The organism is Fulvimarina pelagi HTCC2506 (assembly GCF_000153705.1).
Classification (GTDB): domain Bacteria; phylum Pseudomonadota; class Alphaproteobacteria; order Rhizobiales; family Rhizobiaceae; genus Fulvimarina; species Fulvimarina pelagi.
On sequence record NZ_DS022272.1, the window covers coordinates 1,512,153 to 1,530,485 of the forward strand.

General features: G+C 60.7%; 18 protein-coding genes. 4 read left to right on the top strand and 14 right to left on the bottom strand.

Going from position 1 to position 18,333, the window contains the following annotated elements:
* Positions 1-50 precede the first annotated feature (50 nt).
* From bamA to FP2506_RS07155, 9 genes are all read right to left on the bottom strand, one after another.
* Positions 51-2,537 (bottom strand): outer membrane protein assembly factor BamA, encoded by a 2,487-nt coding sequence (bamA, locus tag FP2506_RS07115; protein WP_007066747.1) that lies wholly within the window; start codon positions 2,535-2,537, stop codon positions 51-53.
* Positions 2,538-2,730: 193 nt separating this feature from the next.
* Positions 2,731-3,870 carry an RIP metalloprotease RseP gene (rseP, locus tag FP2506_RS07120; protein ID WP_007066748.1) on the bottom strand — a complete coding sequence of 380 codons (1,140 nt, stop codon included), beginning with the start codon at positions 3,868-3,870 and terminating at the stop codon, positions 2,731-2,733.
* Positions 3,871-4,119: 249 nt separating this feature from the next.
* The gene (locus tag FP2506_RS07125; protein WP_007066750.1) at positions 4,120-4,974 is read right to left on the bottom strand and encodes a phosphatidate cytidylyltransferase; all 855 of its coding nucleotides are present in this window, start codon (positions 4,972-4,974) and stop codon (positions 4,120-4,122) included.
* A gap of 10 nt (positions 4,975-4,984) precedes the next feature.
* The gene (locus FP2506_RS07130; RefSeq protein ID WP_050765016.1) at positions 4,985-5,752 is read right to left on the bottom strand and encodes an isoprenyl transferase; all 768 of its coding nucleotides are present in this window, start codon (positions 5,750-5,752) and stop codon (positions 4,985-4,987) included.
* Between the two features lie 4 nt (positions 5,753-5,756).
* Positions 5,757-6,314, bottom strand: coding sequence for a ribosome recycling factor (gene frr / locus FP2506_RS07135; protein WP_007066752.1), 558 nt, complete (start codon positions 6,312-6,314; stop codon positions 5,757-5,759).
* A gap of 48 nt (positions 6,315-6,362) precedes the next feature.
* Positions 6,363-7,082, bottom strand: coding sequence for a UMP kinase (gene pyrH / locus FP2506_RS07140; protein ID WP_007066753.1), 720 nt, complete (start codon positions 7,080-7,082; stop codon positions 6,363-6,365).
* Positions 7,083-7,283: 201 nt separating this feature from the next.
* Complete coding sequence (gene tsf, locus FP2506_RS07145; protein ID WP_040489514.1) at positions 7,284-8,207, bottom strand: translation elongation factor Ts; 924 nt, start codon at positions 8,205-8,207, stop codon at positions 7,284-7,286.
* A gap of 148 nt (positions 8,208-8,355) precedes the next feature.
* Positions 8,356-9,210, bottom strand: coding sequence for a 30S ribosomal protein S2 (gene rpsB, locus FP2506_RS07150; RefSeq protein WP_007066755.1), 855 nt, complete (start codon positions 9,208-9,210; stop codon positions 8,356-8,358).
* Between the two features lie 192 nt (positions 9,211-9,402).
* A complete protein-coding gene (locus FP2506_RS07155; RefSeq protein WP_040489003.1) occupies positions 9,403-10,272 on the bottom strand; it encodes an EipB family protein in 870 nt (289 codons plus the stop codon).
* Between the two features lie 118 nt (positions 10,273-10,390).
* Between FP2506_RS07155 and FP2506_RS07160 the strand changes: the two genes are divergently transcribed.
* The 4 genes from FP2506_RS07160 to FP2506_RS07175 all read left to right on the top strand — a co-directional run bounded on the left by FP2506_RS07160 (position 10,391) and on the right by FP2506_RS07175 (position 13,397).
* Positions 10,391-10,858 (top strand): RidA family protein, encoded by a 468-nt coding sequence (locus FP2506_RS07160; protein ID WP_007066758.1) that lies wholly within the window; start codon positions 10,391-10,393, stop codon positions 10,856-10,858.
* Positions 10,855-11,604: a glycerophosphodiester phosphodiesterase family protein gene (locus FP2506_RS07165; RefSeq protein ID WP_007066759.1), complete on the top strand. Its 750-nt coding sequence runs from the start codon at positions 10,855-10,857 to the stop codon at positions 11,602-11,604. Before FP2506_RS07160 ends, FP2506_RS07165 begins: the two co-directional genes overlap by 4 nt.
* Before the next feature lie 57 nt (positions 11,605-11,661).
* Positions 11,662-12,864 (top strand): GNAT family N-acetyltransferase, encoded by a 1,203-nt coding sequence (locus FP2506_RS07170; RefSeq protein WP_007066760.1) that lies wholly within the window; start codon positions 11,662-11,664, stop codon positions 12,862-12,864.
* Between the two features lie 110 nt (positions 12,865-12,974).
* Complete coding sequence (locus FP2506_RS07175) at positions 12,975-13,397, top strand: HIT domain-containing protein (RefSeq protein ID WP_007066761.1); 423 nt, start codon at positions 12,975-12,977, stop codon at positions 13,395-13,397.
* Between the two features lie 2 nt (positions 13,398-13,399).
* On the opposite strand, the gene FP2506_RS07180 is transcribed toward FP2506_RS07175, so the two are convergent.
* The 5 genes from FP2506_RS07180 to FP2506_RS07200 form a co-directional block, all read right to left on the bottom strand.
* The gene (locus FP2506_RS07180) at positions 13,400-13,759 is read right to left on the bottom strand and encodes an AzlD domain-containing protein (RefSeq protein ID WP_007066762.1); all 360 of its coding nucleotides are present in this window, start codon (positions 13,757-13,759) and stop codon (positions 13,400-13,402) included.
* On the bottom strand, positions 13,756-14,529 hold the full coding sequence (locus FP2506_RS07185; RefSeq protein WP_007066763.1) for an AzlC family ABC transporter permease: 774 nt from the start codon (positions 14,527-14,529) through the stop codon (positions 13,756-13,758). Before FP2506_RS07185 ends, FP2506_RS07180 begins: the two co-directional genes overlap by 4 nt.
* A 97-nt stretch (positions 14,530-14,626) precedes the next feature.
* Positions 14,627-17,125, bottom strand: a complete 2,499-nt coding sequence (gene clpA / locus FP2506_RS07190) for an ATP-dependent Clp protease ATP-binding subunit ClpA (protein WP_007066764.1) — start codon at positions 17,123-17,125, stop codon at positions 14,627-14,629.
* 8 nt (positions 17,126-17,133) lie between these two features.
* The gene (gene clpS / locus FP2506_RS07195) at positions 17,134-17,460 is read right to left on the bottom strand and encodes an ATP-dependent Clp protease adapter ClpS (RefSeq protein WP_040489519.1); all 327 of its coding nucleotides are present in this window, start codon (positions 17,458-17,460) and stop codon (positions 17,134-17,136) included.
* Between the two features lie 417 nt (positions 17,461-17,877).
* Positions 17,878-18,288 (bottom strand): phasin family protein, encoded by a 411-nt coding sequence (locus FP2506_RS07200; RefSeq protein ID WP_007066766.1) that lies wholly within the window; start codon positions 18,286-18,288, stop codon positions 17,878-17,880.
* Between the last annotated feature and the right edge of the window lie 45 nt (positions 18,289-18,333).

An 18,333-nucleotide genomic window follows, 5' to 3' on the forward strand; every position in this document is an offset into this window, starting at 1 on the left:
CCGCCTCGCAAAGCGAAGCGGCCGCGTTCGCATGCTGCGTCCTTAGCGCTTTAGAAGCGCGAGGAGAAGCCGAATGAGAATTCTTCAGTCTCGTCGAAGCTCTGCTTTTCAAGCGGCTCGGCGTAGTTCACCCGAAGCGGGCCGAAGGGCGAATCCCAGATCAGGCCGACACCGACAGAAGCGCGAAGCTCTGCATCAGTGCCGACGACACCTGCGCGATCCTCGAACTGGCTACCCCAGAGCGTACCGGCATCTGCGAAAAGTGCGCCGCGGAAGCCGAGGTCGCGCGACAGGAGCGGTAGCGGGAACGTCGCTTCGGCCTGTGCGCCAGCGAACTGCGTGCCGCCGATCGCGACGCCGTTCTGACGCGGGCCGATACCCTTGGACTCGAAGCCGCGGACGAGATCCTTGCCTTTGAAGAAGTTGTCGAAGACGCGCAGCTCGTCTCCGCTGATCTCCGTGACGTGGCCACCCGTTGCCGTCACCGAGCCGATCAGATCGTATTCTTCGCTGATCAGTGCGAAGGCGCTGGCCTTACCTGTGGTCTTCAAGAATTCCGCGTCGCCGCCGAGACCGGCATACTCCTGCCCCGCCTGGACAAAGAAGCCTTCGCGCGGCTGCGTCGCACTGTCGAGCGTGTTGTACACAAGCGAATAAGAAACGGACGAAGTCGTGTAAGGACTGTCGCAGATCGCTTCGTTGATGATCGGCGAATCGGTAAAAGCCGGCGCAGTCAAGCTGTTGAACCGTCGTGCCGCGTCAACGGGATCGCCGTCCCTATCAAACGCTCGGCTCGGGCCATTCGGCGAAGCGCAGGTGCTGCGCAGTTCGTCGCCATCGTCGTCGAAGAGGCGCCGGCCGTCGGTCGTGCGCAGATCGACGCCGATTTCGTCGCCGAACTCCTCTTCTTTGTAGTTATAGGCGACCTGAGCCGTGAAGTTTTCAGTGATAGGCGCCGCGACCCGGATGTCGCCACCGGTACGCACCGTGTCGTAGTCGCCGGCCGTCGATTCTGACCGATAGACGTCGAAACCGACAGCGAGGCGCTGACCGAGGAAGTAAGGCTCGGTGAACGAAAGATTGTAATTGCGGGAGTCGGTGCCGAAGCCAGCCGAGACCTTAATGAACTGGCCACGGCCGAGGAAGTTGCGCTCGGTAACCCCGATCTCGGCGACCGGACCCTCGCTGTCGCCACCGGTCGTATAGCCACCGCCGATCGAGAGTTCACCGGTCGCCTTCTCGACGACGTCGATGATGACGATAACGCGGTCTGGCTCGGCACCAGGCGCGGTGGAGACGTTCACAGTCTCGAAATAGCCAAGGTCTTCCAGGCGCTGTTTTGCACGCTGAATGAGGACCTGATTGAAGGCATCACCCTCGGAAACGTCGAACTCACGCCGGATCACGTAATCGCGTGTCTTGTCGTTGCCGCGAATCTCAATGCGCTCGACATAGGCGCGCGGGCCCTGGTCGATCACGTAATTGACGCCGATTGTGCGGCTCGCGAAATCACGGTCGCCACGTGGGGTTACCTGGGCGAACGCGAAGCCGGAGCCGGCAAGGCGATCCGTCAGGTTCACGATGGATTCTTCGACGTCCTCGGCGCTGTATATATCGCCGGGGGCCGTTTCGAGTTCACTGTAGAGTGCCTCGGAATCAACCTCGGCAATCGTTGAGTCGATCGTGACGTTGCCGAAGGTGTACCGCTCGCCCTCATCGACCGTGAAGGTGATGAAGTATGAGTTCTGCTCGGGGTCGAGCTGCGCATTGGAGGAAATGATGCGGAAGTCGGCGAAACCGCGATTGTAGTAGAAGCGGCGCAGCTTTTCTTCGTCGGAGCGCAGGCCCTCTTCAGAATAGATGTCGTTGCGCTGAAGCCAACTGAGAATGCCGGATTCGCGCAAGTCTATGACCTGCTTGAGGCGCGTATCTCCGTAGAAGTTGTTGCCGACGAAATTGATCTGAGCAACCTTCGTCCGATCACCTTCCTGCATCGTGTAGATGACGTTGACGCGACCCTGGCCGAGCCGCTGCACCTGCGCGCTCACAAGCGCGTCGCTCCGGCCGATGTTGGTGTATGCATCGCGGATGCGCTGCACGTCGGCATCGACCTGGCTTTGCGAAAAAGCGCCACTTGGATTGGTCTGAACAATGGCGTCGAGCTGCTCGTCCTTCAGCTTCGAGTTGCCTTGAAAGAGCACCTGGTTGACGACTGCGTTTTCGGAAACCTCGATGATGAGCGTTCCGCCGGACTGGCTGACGCGCACGTCGGAGAACATGCCGGTCGAGAACAGCCGCTGAAGGATCGCGTCCTGATCGGCCTCTGTCACATTCTGGCCGGGCTGCACCTGGCTGAAGCTGCGGATCGTCGAAGCCTCCACCCGCGAGTTGCCACGGACGTCGATTCGATTGACGACGGCCGCTTCGACGAGGCTGATAGACGCTGCCTGTAAACCACCGACTAAGGCCAGTGTGAGGGCTGCCGTCGAACACGCTGCCGAGAGCGAGGCTCGCAGTTTGGTTTCTCCAGCCTTCATAGACTCACACACCTTCCCGTCATCGACCATGGGTCATCACTCGCGGACGCTGCGCCTTTTGTATCCACTTCGTCATGCCACGCAAGCAAAGTCGCCGAAACGCATTGACGATTTGGAAATGGCGTTGCTCTCACAACACGCGTCGCCGGTTCATGGTGAACCACTCTTTAAGCGCTCCCCTTCGGGTCGTTTATCAGGTCAGTCCCGACAAATCGTTCCAGAATGCAAACACCATCAGCATCATGACAAGAGCGAGGCCGATCCTGAAACCGACCTCCTGTACGTTTTCGCTCAAAGGCTTACCTCGGATCGCCTCGAAGGCGTAGAAAAGGAGATGCCCCCCATCGAGCATGGGGATCGGCAGAAGATTGAGCAAACCGATCGAGACCGAGAGCAATGCGGCGAGATTGAGCAATGCACCGAGGCCCAGATTGGAAACCTCGCCTGAAACCTGCGCAATACGGATAGGCCCGCCGATCTGGTCGGCATTCTGCCGTCCCGTGATCACCTGGCCGATAAAGTCGACCGTCCGTGTTGTCACGAACCATGTCTGCTCGACGCCGTAGCCGAAGGCCTGAAGCGGTCCGAGTTCTTCGGTCCGGAAAGACGAGGCATCGCCGCTGGCGATGATACCAATCACGGGCACGTTGTAGGTCTTGCCGAAACCGTCGTCCCGTTCTTCGATTCGCGGAGTGACGTCGAGATCGAGCGTTCGCCCGCCCCGATCGACGGTCACCACGATCGGCTGTTCGCCGTGTCCGCTCACATAATTCTGCAAGTCCGAGAAATAGGTGATCGGATTGCCGTCTACCGCGTCGATTCGGTCACCCGCCTCGAAACCTGCAGCTTCTGCCGGCGAGCCGGCGACGACGTCGGCCACGATCGGATCTGCCACCGTCCGGCCGTTGACGAAGGCAACAGCCGCAAAGATCACGATAGCGAGAATGAAATTGGCGATCGGCCCCGCCGCCACTGTCGCCGCGCGCCGGCCGACGGAAGCGGTAGGAAAAGCCTCGCGGCGCTCGTCAGCGTTCATTGCGCTGACGGCTTCCCGGTCGGGCGTCGAAGCCGCCGACTCGTCGCCAAAGAACTTGACGTAGCCCCCAAGGGGAATCGCCGAGAGTTTCCAGCGCGTGCCGCGCTTGTCGGTTACGCCGAGGAGCTCTGGGCCAAAGCCGACCGAGAAGGCGAGCGAACGGATGCCACACCAGCGCCCGACGAGATAGTGACCGAGTTCGTGGAAGAAAACGATAACAGTCAGGACGAACAAAAACGGAATGATATACATGAGACCGCCATCCCAGAGCGTCCCCAACCCAATTCCGTTTTCCATCGCAACCTCCTTCTAATTTTCGTGAGCTGAAGAATTGGAGACCGATACGGCATCTCCTCCTCGCTTTTGTTCAATTCGCAGAACGAGCCTCGAAGATGAGTTTGCTCGCTCGGCCGCGCGTCGGCGTGAAAGCATGATCGCTCGCTGAGCGCACCATGCGCGTTCCGTCTACATTTACATCAAGATTGCGAAGATTTCGATTGCAGCAATCAGCCGCTTTCGATCGATACATGCAGCGCTCGGGTAGGCTTATTGGTCGAACAGGCCCACAGCCGGCTCGAAGAAGTCACCGTTGAGCGCACCGACCAAAAAGGCCGCCGCGGAGGCAACGATGAGCGCGTCCATTCTGTCCATTACCCCGCCATGGCCGGGGATGATGCGGCCTGCGTCCTTGACGCCGAACCGCCGTTTTATCCAGGACTCGAAGAGATCACCGCACTGCCCGAGGAACGAAAGGCCCGAGGCCAACGCGAGGAGCGCGAAACTCACCTCCGGCGCAAAGATCGCCAGATAGATCGCGGCGAAGAACACGCCCGCTGCAAGCCCACCGAGGGCCCCTGACACCGTCTTGTTCGGGGAGATCGAACGCATAAGCTTCGGCCCTCCGACGCTGCGCCCGGTGAAATAGGCGAAGATGTCGGTCGCCCAGACAATGACGGCGACGAAGCCGATCGCAACGAGCCCGGTAAGATCGTCCGATCTCAAAAGCCCGAGTGGGAGCGAAGCGAGCGAAGCGTAGACCAACCCGCCGAGCGTCCACATTGCGCGCCACTCGTACCGGTCCACAAAGGCGATGAAGGCTATGCCAGCGCCAAGAATCGCGAGTGCTATCCCATTCAGTCCGAACACGAAGAGGAGCAGTGTCAGGTAGAGACAGCGCTTGGCGAACGGATGGATCGGCCCGGCTCGCCGCGAAGATCCTATGATCCGTGACCACTCGTCGAAGATGATCACGCCGATAACAGCGCATAAGATCCGGAAGGGAAAGCCGCCGATCACCGTCAGGACGACAACCAAAACGATCAGTAGAATCGCCGACAGAACGCGAGATTTGAGATCGCCCCAGGTCTTTATCGCCTTGAGGCGGGTGATCAGCTCTGTCATTCGGGATCAACTAGGAGGCGATTTCGCGGGACAATCCCCCGTAACGCCTGTCGCGCGAGGCGTATTCGCCAATTGCTTCTTGCAAAGCGCCCTTGTCGAATTCCGGCCAGTTCATTGGCATGAAGACGAACTCCGAATAGGCGGCCTGCCACAGGAGGAAGTTCGACAGACGAATCTCACCGCTTGTACGGATGATGAGATCGGGGTCCGGAATGCCAGCCGTATCGAGGTGCGCGGTGACCGCCTCGTCATCGAGGGTAGCCACGTCGATCTCGCCGGCTGCCACCTTTCGAGCGATCGCTCTGACTGCGCGAGCAATCTCATCGCGGGCCCCATAATTGAAAGCGACCACAAGGGTTTGGCGTTCATTGTGCCGCGTAAGATTCTCGGCCTCTTCGAGCAGAGACAAGATGTCCGGCTGAAGGTTATCGCGCGCGCCGACAATACGCACCCTCACTCCCTCCTTGTGAAGGTCAGCGAGATCGCGCCGAATGAACATCTTGAGAAGTCCAAGAAGCTCATCGATCTCCTCCGAAGGACGGCTCCAATTCTCGGACGAGAAGGCGAACAGGGTCAGATACTCGATCCCAAGTTCGCCTGCGGCTCTCACCGTTGCGCGCACAGCCTCGACACCGCGGCGATGGCCGACGCTACGCGGCAGACCTCGAGCCCGCGCCCAGCGTCCATTGCCGTCCATAATGATGGCGATGTGTCGGGGATGTCGCACGCGGCTCGATCCTTCTCGGTTACGCTCAGGTCTCCTCTGGTCCCAACGGATCCGGTCAGACCTGCATGATCTCTTGTTCTTTCGTGGCGAGCGTCCTGTCGATCTCGCTCACCGCATCGTCGGTCATCTTCTGAACCCGCTCGGACATCTGCCGATTGTCGTCCTGCCCGATGTCGCCGTCCTTCTCCATCTTCTTCAAACTGTCCATGCCGTCGCGGCGCACGTGGCGCACCGCCACCTTCGCCTGTTCAGCATATTGCTGAGCAACCTTCACCAATTCCTTCCGGCGCTGTTCGTTCAGTTCGGGAAGGGGAATCCGAAGCGTGGTGCCGTCGGTCACCGGGTTAAGGCCAAGATTGCTTTCACGAATGGCGCGCTCGACCTTACCAACCATTTGCTTGTCCCAAACCGTCACGCTGACGAGGCGCGGTTCGGGCACGGAGATGTTTGCGACCTGGTTGACCGGCATCTGCGTGCCATAGGCGTCGACCATCACCGGGTCGAGGAGGTTCGGCGAGGCACGCCCGGTGCGCAGCCCGGCGAGATCGCCCTTGAAGGACTGGATCGCCCCGTCCATGCGTCGTTTCAGATCGTCGAAATCAAAATCGGCCATCGTGCCGCTCCCGTATCTGTTCTCTCTCGGAGATCGTCCGCCGCCATGTCAGTCGCTGACGATGGTGGAGCGTCCTCCCCCTGACAATATCCGCGCCAGTTCGCCCTTCTCGTGGATCGAAAAGACGACGATCGGTATCTTGTTTTCCCGCGTCAGCGCCACCGCTGCGACGTCCATGACCGCAAGCCCTTGATTGAGGACGTCGTCGTGGGTCAGATGATCGTAGCGTTCGGCATCCGGGTTTTTCTTCGGGTCGGCTGAGTAAATGCCGTCGACCTGCGTCGCCTTGAACAGCGCCGCCGCGCCCATCTCCGCTGCGCGGAGCGCCCCGGCGGAGTCGGTGGTGAAAAAGGGATTGCCGGTACCGCCGGCAAAGATCACGACGCGGCCCGCAGCCTGATGGGCGAGTGCCTTCAGTTGCGAGAAACTCTCGCAGATTTCCGGCATGGCGATCGCGGAGAGGACAACTGCGTCGACGCCCATCTTCACGAGCGACGTCCTCAGCGCCAGCGCATTGATGACGGTCGCCAGCATCCCCATGTGGTCGCCGGTGACCCGGTCGCCGCCCTTCGACGCCACCGCGACGCCTCGGAAGATGTTTCCGCCGCCGATGACGACCGAGATGTCGACGCCGAGTTCACGTGCTTCGCGTATGTCGGCAGCAATGCGGTCGGCGACGGAGACGTCGATCCCGAATCCCTGGTCACCCATCAAAGCTTCGCCGGATACCTTTACGAGGATCCGACGATATCTGATGCTTGAGGCCATGGTTCACTCACTCGACCTGGCCGCGCCCGTTCCGATCCGGCATGCCGCATCCGGGTCAAACGCCGCGCCCTGCAATGGAAGCCGCACTGATTTTTGCCGTTCCGCGCGGGCGCACCGCATGAAACGGCCTTTGCGATACAGGAAGGGCGCCCGCTTGTGAAGCGGACGCCCTCGTTGAATTCGTCGAATTCGGCGCCGTGATCAGCGGCCGGCGGCGGCAGCTACTTCGGCGGCGAAGTCGCTCTCTTCGCGCTCAATGCCTTCGCCAAGCGCGAAACGGACATAACCGGTGATCTTTGCCTTGCCGCCGGCGTCCTTCGCGGCTTCTTCTAGCGCCTTCTCGACGGTGGTGTCAGGATTGATCACGAAAGCCTGCTTCAGCAGCACGACCTCCTCGTAGAACTTGCGCATTCGGCCTTCGACCATCTTCTCGATGATGTTTTCGGGCTTGCCCGAAGCGCGAGCCTGGTCGGAGAAGATAGCCTTCTCGCGCTCGGCAACGTCCGCATCCACTTCATCGGGTGAAAGCGCGAGGGGGTTAGTCGCCGCGACATGCATCGCGACTTGGCGCCCGAAGGCGGCCATCTTTTCTTTGTCGCCATCGGTCTCGATCGCGACCAGAACGCCAAGCTTGCCGACACCATCGGCTACCTGATTGTGGATGTAGGTGGCGACCGCGCCCTCGGCGACGCTCAACTCGGCCGAACGGCGTAGCTGCATGTTCTCACCGATCGTACCGATCAGATCCTTGATGGTGTCGCCAACCGACTTGTCGGAACTCGGATAGCCCGCATTCGATACTGCCTCATTCGTCCCATCCGTCGTGAGTGCGACGGACGCGACGTCGCGCACGAGTGTCTGGAAGGCGTCGTTGCGCGCGACAAAATCCGTCTCGGAGTTCACCTCGACGACGACGGCCTTGCCGCCCTCGGAAGCAACACCGATCAGACCTTCGGCAGCCGTACGGGACGACTTCTTGTCGGCCTTGGCGATACCTTTCTTGCGCAGCCAGTCGATCGCGGCGTCCATGTCGCCGTTCGTCTCGTTCAGCGCGGTCTTGCAGTCCATCATGCCTGCGCCGGTCTTCTCGCGCAGCTCTTTCACCATGGAAGCGGTAATGGCCATCTCGTAGTCCTTCACGTCGATAAGAATGGCGCACCGCGTTTTGTCCAAACGGGTGCGCCGAAAGGGAAAGCCGGGGCAGGCCCGCTCGCTTTTCGACGCGAAACGGTCCGCCTCGGCTGAGAGCGAGCGCCTCAAAGGCGCCTGCAGGTTACGGCGTCGGGGTCGCCGCGGTCTGGGCGGCCTGACCGACCGGCTGCTCCTCGACCGGCGCTTCGCCCGGCTGGTCTCCCGGAACCTCGGCCTCGGTCTTGGCTTCCTCGATGACCTCTGCCGGAGCGTCTTCCATCTCGCCGATATCCATGCCCGAGTCGCCCTGTTGGCGGGCGATGCCATCGACGGCGGCGCGTGCGATCAGATCGCAGTAGAGCGCGATTGCGCGTGAGGCGTCGTCATTGCCCGGGATCGGATAGTCGACACGAGCCGGATCGCAGTTCGAATCGACGACTGCGACGACTGGAATGCCGAGGCGGCGCGCCTCGTCGATTGCGATCGACTCTTTATTGGTGTCGATGATGAACATCATGTCCGGCACACCGCCCATGTCACGGATGCCACCGAGTGCAGTCTCGAGCTTGTCGCGCTCGCGCGTCAGCGTCAGACGCTCCTTCTTCGTGAAGCCCTGAGCTTCGCCGGAAAGAAGCTCGTCGAGCTTGCGAAGGCGCTGGATCGAGTGGGAGATCGTCTTCCAGTTCGTCATCATGCCGCCGAGCCAGCGAGCATTGACATAGTACTGGGCCGAGCGCTGAGCTGCGTCCGCAATGATGTCGGAAGCTTGACGCTTGGTACCGACGAAGAGCACGCGTCCGCCGCGCGCAACCGTGTCGGACACGGCCTGCAGGGCGCGGTGCAGCAGCGGAACCGTCTGCGCCAGATCGAGAATGTGGATGTTGTTGCGCGCACCGAAGATGTACGGCGACATTTTCGGGTTCCAGCGATGCGTCTGGTGACCGAAGTGAACGCCCGCTTCAAGGAGCTGGCGCATGGAATAATCTGGAAGTGCCATTTCTCTGCCTTTTCCGGTTTGACCTGGCACGGGAGAAGCGAAAAAATCGCCACCGGTGGAGCTTTGCGGCCCTTCAGAAGAGCACGCGAAAATCCGTTCCCGTGTGTGGAATAAGCGCGCCGGTACCGCATCTTTGCCGATAAGGCAAGACGCCGATACGCTGCTGCGACCCCTAATATGACCCGTGGCCGCCTAGTTTTCAACCGACGTACCGGAACAGTCGACCGCTTGAAGGGGTGTGAACTCGCTGATTTGACCGCTCAGGCTGTAGCCCTCGAAGTTCATCGTCAGGGCGTCGGATACCCCGTTTTCATAGAGGGTATAGCTCGTCGAGAAATCCGGCTCGGCATCGGCTCCGCCCGTCGCATCGTAATAGGCCTCGCTGATCCGCCACCGCGTGAGCCCCGCCAGCACATCGGAGCCCGGCTTTTCCTCACTGCCGTCGCCTTCGGCTGCTGCTTCGCCGCTCATATCCGGCTCGTCGGGCGTATCGGCGATGATCGAGGTCGAGCGAGTCTGCTTTTCGGCCTCCGGATCGCCGTCGAAGATCTGAGCCTCGTAGACGAACTCCCCTCTCTTCGCCGCCTCGATCAGGTTGCGCGTGTGCGAGATCGGAAAAGAGGCCGCGGCGATCTCGACGATCTTGTCGGCGGGTTGATCGTAGCGGACCTCGGTCTTGCCGCCGCCCGTGGTCGCCTTGCCGATCGAGGCCTGGTCGCGCAGCCCGTCCACGGTCGACACGTTTGAGAACTCCAGCGTTTTGCCGTCGAGCGTCTCATCGAGTTCGATCTGCTGGTCGACCACGATCAGCTCCTGGTTGCCGACGAACCGGGCGACGAAGCGGTATTCCAGTTCGTAGGCGTCGCAGCTGTCGTGCTTCACCTCGACGACGATTCGCCCGTCGATCGAGTCGAACTCCGAGCTCGACTGGCCGCTCTGGACCAAGTCGTAGACCGCCCGATGGGGGAACAAGTCCATCGCGGACGCTCCGCCAGTGGCGGCAAGAATGCCGATCGAGATCAAGACGGCGAGCGAGGACGTGTTCGATCTCAGTCTTCTCATGCGTCTTGGCTCTTTCGCGTGATCGGCCGTTCGGATAGGCCTTTCGAGATATCGGCTTACCCCGGCGCCTTTCTTCTTATAGCGCGAGGCTTCCGGACAACAGATGGATGCTTGCGAAATGGCTCACAATATCGAAACGCGGCTGGAGGAAGCCGGGATTACACTGCCCGAGGCTGCAGCCCCCGCCGCGAACTATGTTTCATTCGTCACCTTCGGCTCGCTGCTTCAGACCTCTGGTCAGCTCCCGCTCGAGGGCGGCAAGCTGCCGATGCTCGGCAAGCTCGGCGCGCAGATTTCGCTCGAAGACGGCCAGAAGGCGGCAAAGCTCTGCGCGATCAACATTCTCGCCCAAGCCAAATCTGCCGTCGATGGCGAATGGGACCGGATCGGTCGGCTGCTCAAGCTTACAGTCTTCGTAGCCAGCGATCCGACCTTCATCGAACAGCACAAGGTTGCCAACGGGGCATCCGACTTCATGGTCCAAATACTTGGCGATATCGGTCGTCATTCGCGTTCGGCAGTGGGCGTACCGGCCCTGCCAATGGACGCGCCGGTTGAGATCGAAGCCCTGTTCGAACTGAAGTGAGCGGGACGGGTGACGGCGCGCCTCTTTGGCTAACGGCGCGTCCCTATGCCCATCGTGGCCTTCACGACGGCAACCACGCCGTACTGGAGAATTCGCGCGCTGCGGCGAAACTCGCGATCGACCACGACTTTGGTATCGAATGCGATCTTCAGCTATCACGTGACGGCGTGCCGGTCGTCTTCCACGACCATCATCTCGGGCGACTGACCGGTCGGGACATGGGGGTGGACGCGCTAGCCGCTGCCGAACTCTCGAGCCTCAATCTTTCCGGCACCGATGAGACGATCCCGACCCTTACCGAGCTTCTCGATCTTGTGGCCGGTCGCGTGCCGCTACTCGTCGAACTCAAGAGCCGGGCCGATGTCGATCCTGAGGTTCTTGCCGCATCGGTCGCTGCGCGTCTGTCGACCTACGACGGACCTCTGGCCCTCATGAGCTTCGACACCGAAGCGGTCGCGGCTTGTCGGCGGCATATCGCCTGTCGGCCCGTCGGCCTCACGGCCGAAGGCGTTCGTGCAGAATCACTTGCCACGCATGATGCGGTCGCGCGCACCGGCCTCGACTTTATTTCATACGATCACCGCCACCTACCCAACCGCCTCACCGAGGACCTGAGGAAACAGGGTATCCCGGTTCTTTGCTGGACGATCCGATCGGAAGTGGAGGCGCGAACCGCCCTCACCCACTGCGACCAGATTACCTTCGAGGGTTTTTTGCCGGGCCGCGACCTCTTCCCGGATAAGTGAGACCGAGGCCATTTGAAGCGGTTGTCGCATCAAAACCATCCGCATATCTCAGGCCTCATGACCGAAGCCGCACGTCAAGACGCCGTCTCCTTGAGCCTTCGGGTCGTAGACGACATTTATGCGATCGACTTGGACAGCTGGGACAGGCTGGCGGAGAACGACGCGAACCTCGCCGACGCGGTGCGCGGGCCCTCCAACCCGTTCCTTTCCCACGCTTTCCTGTCCTCCTTGGAAGACTCTGGCTGCGTCGGTGAACGGACTGGGTGGATCCCGCAGCATCTCATCCTTGAGGACAACCAAGGCGTGATCCGCGGCATCGCGCCGGCCTATGCCAAGACGCACAGCCAAGGCGAATACGTCTTCGACTACGGTTGGGCGGACGCATTCCAGCGCGCCGGTGGCCGGTACTATCCCAAGCTTCAGCTTTCCGTGCCCTTTACGCCTGCCGGCGGACCACGACTCCTCGTCGGCCACGGCGAAAACGCGAACATCTTTCGCGCAGGGCTGATCCAGGGCATCGAAGCCTATTGCGACCAGACCAACGTCTCCTCGGCCCATGCGACCTTCCTCCGTGAGGAGGACCGGACGGCTATGGAGAATGCCGACTGGCTGCATCGCACGGATCAGCAGTTCCATTTCTATAATCGCGGCTTCTCGACCTATCAGGACTTTCTCGACACCCTTGCCTCTCGCAAGCGCAAGGATTTGCGCAAGGAGCGCGCCAAGGCGGTGGAAAACGACATCGAGATTGTCTGGCTGACCGGCGCCGACCTGACCGAGGATGCCTGGGACGGCTTCTACCGGTTCTACATGGACACCGGTTCGCGCAAATGGGGACGGCCCTATCTGAACCGGCGCTTCTTCTCGCTGGTGACCGAGCGTATGGCGGATCGCACCCTGCTTGTCATGGCGAAACGCGAGGGCCGCTACATCGCCGGCGCGCTGAACTTCATCGGCGCCGACCGGCTCTACGGCCGAAACTGGGGTTGCATCGAGGACCACCCGTTCCTGCATTTCGAGGTCTGCTATCATCAGGCGATCGACTTTGCCATCGAACGCGGCCTGACCGTCGTCGAGGCTGGTGCGCAGGGCCAGCATAAGCTTGCCCGCGGCTACGAGCCCGTCACTACGCACTCGGCCCACTTCATCCGCCACTCCGGACTACGCGCCGCCATCGCTGACTATCTCGAAGCCGAACGTGACGAGGTCGAGCACATGAACGAACTCCTCGGCGGGCATACGCCGTTCAGGAAGGGCTGATGAAGCAGTTGGCTTAATCTCGTCCCGGAACGCCAATTTGCGCCAGGCTTCGTGGAAACCCGGACGCCTGCCGCTACACTCCTACCAGACCAACAGATCCGGGAGCTCCCATGACTGCCTATGACGACAGCAATATCTTCGCCCGGATGATGCGCGGCGAGATACCGGCGATCAAGGTTCACGAAGATGACGCCGCGATGGTCATCATGGACATCATGCCAGAATCGAAGGGTCATTGCCTGATCATTCCGAAAGCGCCGAGCCGCAACATCCTGGATGCGTCCGACGAGACGCTCGCCGTGACGATCCCGATTGTTGCGAAGATCGCGCGCGCGGCGAAGAAGGCGTTCAACGCCGATGGCGTGCAGGTGATTCAGTTCAATGAGGGAGCAGCCGGCCAGACCGTATATCACCTGCACTTCCACGTCATCCCGGTCTACGATGGCGTAGCTCGCAAGAAGCATGCAGCAGGCGAGGTCGACCAGGAAACGCTCAAATCCCACGCCGCAGCAATTAAGGGCGCGCTCGCGTAATCTCAGACCAGGGCGAACCAACCCAGGATCACCAGTTCCGCTGAGAGGATCGCCGCCCAAAGCCGGTATTGCGACACGAGATAGACGGCAAAGGCGGTCGCCAACGCACCAGCACGGATCGAAAAGGGGATCTCGGCAAGCGATCCCGACGGATAGAACACCAATTGTCCGATCACCGCGGAGACGAGCGCCGTCGCGACGGTCCGCGAGATCGATGCGACCGGCGAAGTCTCGTCGAGCTTGCCGGACGAGACGACGCCGAGAAAGCGCCAGACGTAGGTCGGCAGTGCGCCGGCGAGAAGAATGAATGCGAAGGGCCACCAGTCCGCGGCGATCCCGTAATAGCTCAAGTCGCCGCTCATCGAAGGCGCCTCCCCTCGATGAGGCGACCTGCGACATAGGCCGCCGCGCCTCCGCCAATCCCGGCAAAAAGAACCTCCAGGCCCGGCGCCAGAAGGTGCCCGAGCGGTAGCGCGGCCATTCCGGCAAAGAGCGCGATCCGTCCGGACAGCTCACGCGATGACCCGTAGAGCGAGCACAGGAAATAGGTCGGCGTCAGGAAGGCCAGCGCACCGGTCGCGAGCGCCGGCAGTTCGTCCATCAGGTTGAAGACGACCGCGACGAGAACGGTGTTGATCACGGTCAGCGGCACCGCGAATCCGGCGAAGAAGATGGTCCGGTATTCCCGCGGTACGTCCTTCAGCCGCTCCATGGCGAAGACCCAGCCGGTTACGGCGACGAAGTGCGACAGAAAGAGAAGCGATCCGGTGCCGGTCCTCGGACCTTTCATTTCCGGCGACCAGGCGACGATCATCGGCATCAGGCGCACCGAGGAAAGGGTAACGGCGAAGGCCGTCGCGACCAGCGAAGTCCCGGCCGTGCTAGCACCTAGAATGATGATCTGGGCCGGCAGCGCCCATATAGTCGCCGTCATGAAGGCGGACTCCAGCCAGGTCACGCCGGCCTCTCGGCACAACCCCGCAAAGCCGAGGAAGGCGCCGAACAGGATGAAAGCCGGTGGCGTCAGGTGCCTCAGACCCTGCCTGAACCAGTAGATCCGTCGACTTGCAGCGGTTTCGCCTCGCGCTTCAACCGTCATCTCGCGCTCGTTCGAGCCGTCGGCCTCAGTCACCCATTACCCCTCACTGCTCTTTCCGAGTGCGAGCATCCACGAAAAAGGGGCCGCCCTTCGGCAGCCCCTTTAGAAATTGCCTGAACGCGTACGAGGATCAGGAAGACTTCGGCGGAACCTTCGGTAGACCGCTGCGGCCTCCGCTGCGGCTTGCGGCCGAGGTTGAATCGCCCTCGGCTTCGCTGCTCACGGCAGTCTCGCCATCTTCCCCGTCTTCGTCCTCGTCTTCGTCGTCGAGATCGTCGACATCGGAACCATCGGCCGCAACGAGGTCACGTTTGCGTTTGGACTTCGGCTTGGGCGGCGTCTCGTCGGGGATCGATTCGAGTGCGATCGACTTCGCGCCGTTCTCGTCCTCTGTAATCGACACCTTCACCGTACCACCGCGCTTCAGCTTGCCGAACAGAACCTCGTCCGCGAGTGGCTTCTTTATGTGCTCCTGGATCACGCGGCCCAGCGGACGCGCACCCATCTGCTCGTCGTATCCCTTCTCGGCGAGCCAGGCGACTGCTTCAGGCGTAAGCTCGAAGATCACGTTGCGCTCGGAGAGTTGGGCTTCGAGCTGCATCACGAACTTTTCGACGACCTGATGGATAACCGGTGTTGGCAGCGAGCCGAACGGGATGATCGCGTCGAGCCGGTTGCGGAACTCGGGCGTGAACATCTTGTTGATCGCTTCCTCGTCGGCGCCTGTACGCTTGGAGGATCCGAACCCGATCGCGGCCTTCTGCATCTCCGAAGCGCCGGCATTCGTCGTCATGATTAGAATCACGTTCCGGAAGTCGATCTGCTTGCCGTTGTGATCCGTCAGCTTGCCGTGATCCATCACCTGCAGGAGGATGTTGAAGAGATCCGGATGGGCCTTCTCGATTTCGTCGAGCAGCAGAACGCAGTGTGGATGCTGATCGACGCCGTCGGTCAACAGGCCGCCTTGGTCGAAGCCGACATAGCCCGGAGGCGCACCGATGAGGCGCGAGACAGTGTGCCGCTCCATATATTCAGACATGTCGAAGCGCAGGATCTCGACGCCCAAGGTGGAGGCGAGCTGCTTGGCAACCTCTGTCTTGCCGACGCCGGTCGGACCGGAAAACAGGTAGGAGCCGATCGGCTTGTCGGGCTCGCGGAGGCCGGCCCGCGCGAGCTTGATCGCTGAGGCGAGCGCTTCGATCGCCTGATCCTGCCCGTAGACGACGCGCTTGAGTTGCGTGTCGAGATTGGCGAGCACCTCCTCGTCGTCCTTCGAGACGCTTTTCGGCGGAATGCGCGCCATCGTCGCGACAGTCGCCTCGATCTCCTTAACGCCGATCGACTTCTTCCGCTTGTTCTCGGCGAGCAGCATCTGGGACGCGCCCGTCTCGTCGATGACATCGATCGCTTTGTCGGGGAGCTTCCGGTCATTGATGTAGCGCGAGGAGAGTTCGACAGCCGACTTTATGGCGTCGTTGGTGAACTTCACCTTGTGGAAATCCTCGAAATACGGCTTCAGCCCCTTCAGGATCGAAATCGCATCCTCGACCGACGGTTCGTTGACGTCGATCTTCTGGAAGCGACGCACGAGTGCCCGGTCCTTTTCGAAGAACTGGCGGTACTCCTTGTAGGTGGTCGAGCCGATGCAACGGATCGCACCCGACGAGAGCGCCGGCTTCAGGAGGTTTGAGGCATCCATCGCCCCACCTGAAGTGGCGCCCGCGCCAATCACCGTGTGAATCTCATCGATGAAGAGAACCGCTCCCGGATACTCTTCCAACTCCTTGACGACCTGCTTCAGCCGCTCCTCGAAGTCGCCCCGATAACGGGTTCCGGCGAGCAGCGTACCCATGTCGAGCGAAAAGATCGTCGCGTCCTGCAGCACCTCCGGCACGTCGCCGTCGATGATGCGCTTGGCGAGCCCTTCTGCGATCGCCGTCTTGCCGACGCCGGGATCGCCAACATAAAGCGGGTTGTTCTTGGAGCGCCGGCAGAGCACCTGGATCGTGCGGTTGATCTCGTCGGCACGGCCGATGAGCGGATCGATCTTTCCGCCTCGCGCCTTCTCGTTGAGATTGATGCAATAGGCGCTCAGGGCATCCTGTCCCTTGCGCTTGCCGTCTTCCTCCTGGCCCACCGTCTGCTGATCCTCTTCGGCTCCGCGTACGGGCCGGCTCTCGGAACCGCCGGGCCGTTTCGCGATCCCGTGCGAGATGAAATTGACCGCGTCGTAGCGGGTCATCTCCTGCTCCTGCAGGAAATAGGCCGCATGACTTTCCCGTTCGGCGAAGATCGCAACGAGGACATTGGCGCCGGTCACCTCTTCGCGGCCCGAAGACTGCACATGAATGACCGCGCGCTGGATCACGCGATGGAACCCGGCCGTCGGCTTCGACTCCTCTCCGTGCCCCGTCACGAGGTTCGAGAGTTCATTGTCGATATAACTTATCAGATTGCTCTTCAGCGCTGTCAGGTCGACGTTACAGCCGCGCATGACGGCCGCTGCGTCGTTGTCCTCCACCAGCGCAAGCAGAAGATGTTCGAGAGTGGCAAATTCCTGATGGCGTTCGTTCGCAAGCGTCAACGCTTGGTGCAGCGACTTCTCAAGGCTTTCGGAAAATGTCGGCAAGCTTCACCTCAATTCTTTTCCATCACGCATTGCAGCGGATGTTGATGCTGACGAGCGAAATCCATCACCTGAGTAACCTTGGTCTCCGCGACCTCGTAGGTGAAAACACCGCATTCCCCGACACCGTGCCGATGCACGTGCAACATGATCTGCGTCGCAGCCTCGCGATCCTTCTGGAAGAACCTTTCCAAGACGTGGATCACGAACTCCATCGGAGTGTAATCGTCGTTCAGAAGCAGGACTCTGTAAAGGCTTGGCTTCTGTAATTTCGGTTTCGATCGCGTGATCACCGACGTTCCGGGGCCTCTCGTCTCCTCCTCGTCTTCGCCTTGCATGACAAGCGGAAAAGGAGGCGCCGATTTTGGAGCGAGCGCAGTGAGTTTGTGCGATTTCCTCATCAGCACGTATGTATGCATTGGAACGCTCGTTTGAAGTCTGACGCGGCGCTCGGCCTTTCGGCCTAAGCACGACATAATGGCTATTTGAACGCAAGTGCGGTGCGTGGCCATAAGTGCGCGAAAACTGCTGATTTTCCAGGCAGCCGACACGTCTCCGGGACCGTGCGCCCACGCTGGCAAGACTGCCTACGGGTTCCCAACGGCTCATAGCCGTTTCGGCGCGCGCTTTCGACGCGCAGGCTCAAGTGGCTCTGCGACAGCGACCTGAACGAAGAGTCACACAACAAAAAAGCCCGGCGCGGACGCCGGGCTTGTCTTACTATCGTTGGGCTGCGTTCGACGCAGCCAAAGCAATCAGTTGGTCTTTGCGGAGTTAGACGCCTTTTCCGCGGTCGCTTCGGCTTTCTTGACCGTCTTCTCTGCGACGTCCTTGCTGGTCGCAACTGCGCTGCTCGCTGTTGCCTCGAGCGGCTTGTATGCTTCCTTGGCCGTATCCGAATAGATCTCGCCCATCTTAGTCGCCTGTGCGACGAAATCCTGATACGCGGACTTGGCGTATTCCGTCTGAAGCTCGAGCGTCTTATCGAATGTCTTTGCCTGCATCAGGCTTTCAAAGAATGACGCCTGATGCTCGTAGGAGCGCTTGGTAAAATCCGTGGTTTCCGCGGCCATCTGCTGGAAACCCTTGGTGAGGGCAGCAAAAGACTTGAGCGAGTTGTCCATTGCTTCCTTGGTCATCTTGGTGGCGTCGTCATACATGTTCATAGCGAGGAGCCCTTTCTTGGTGATAACAATGGGTCAGGCCCATCA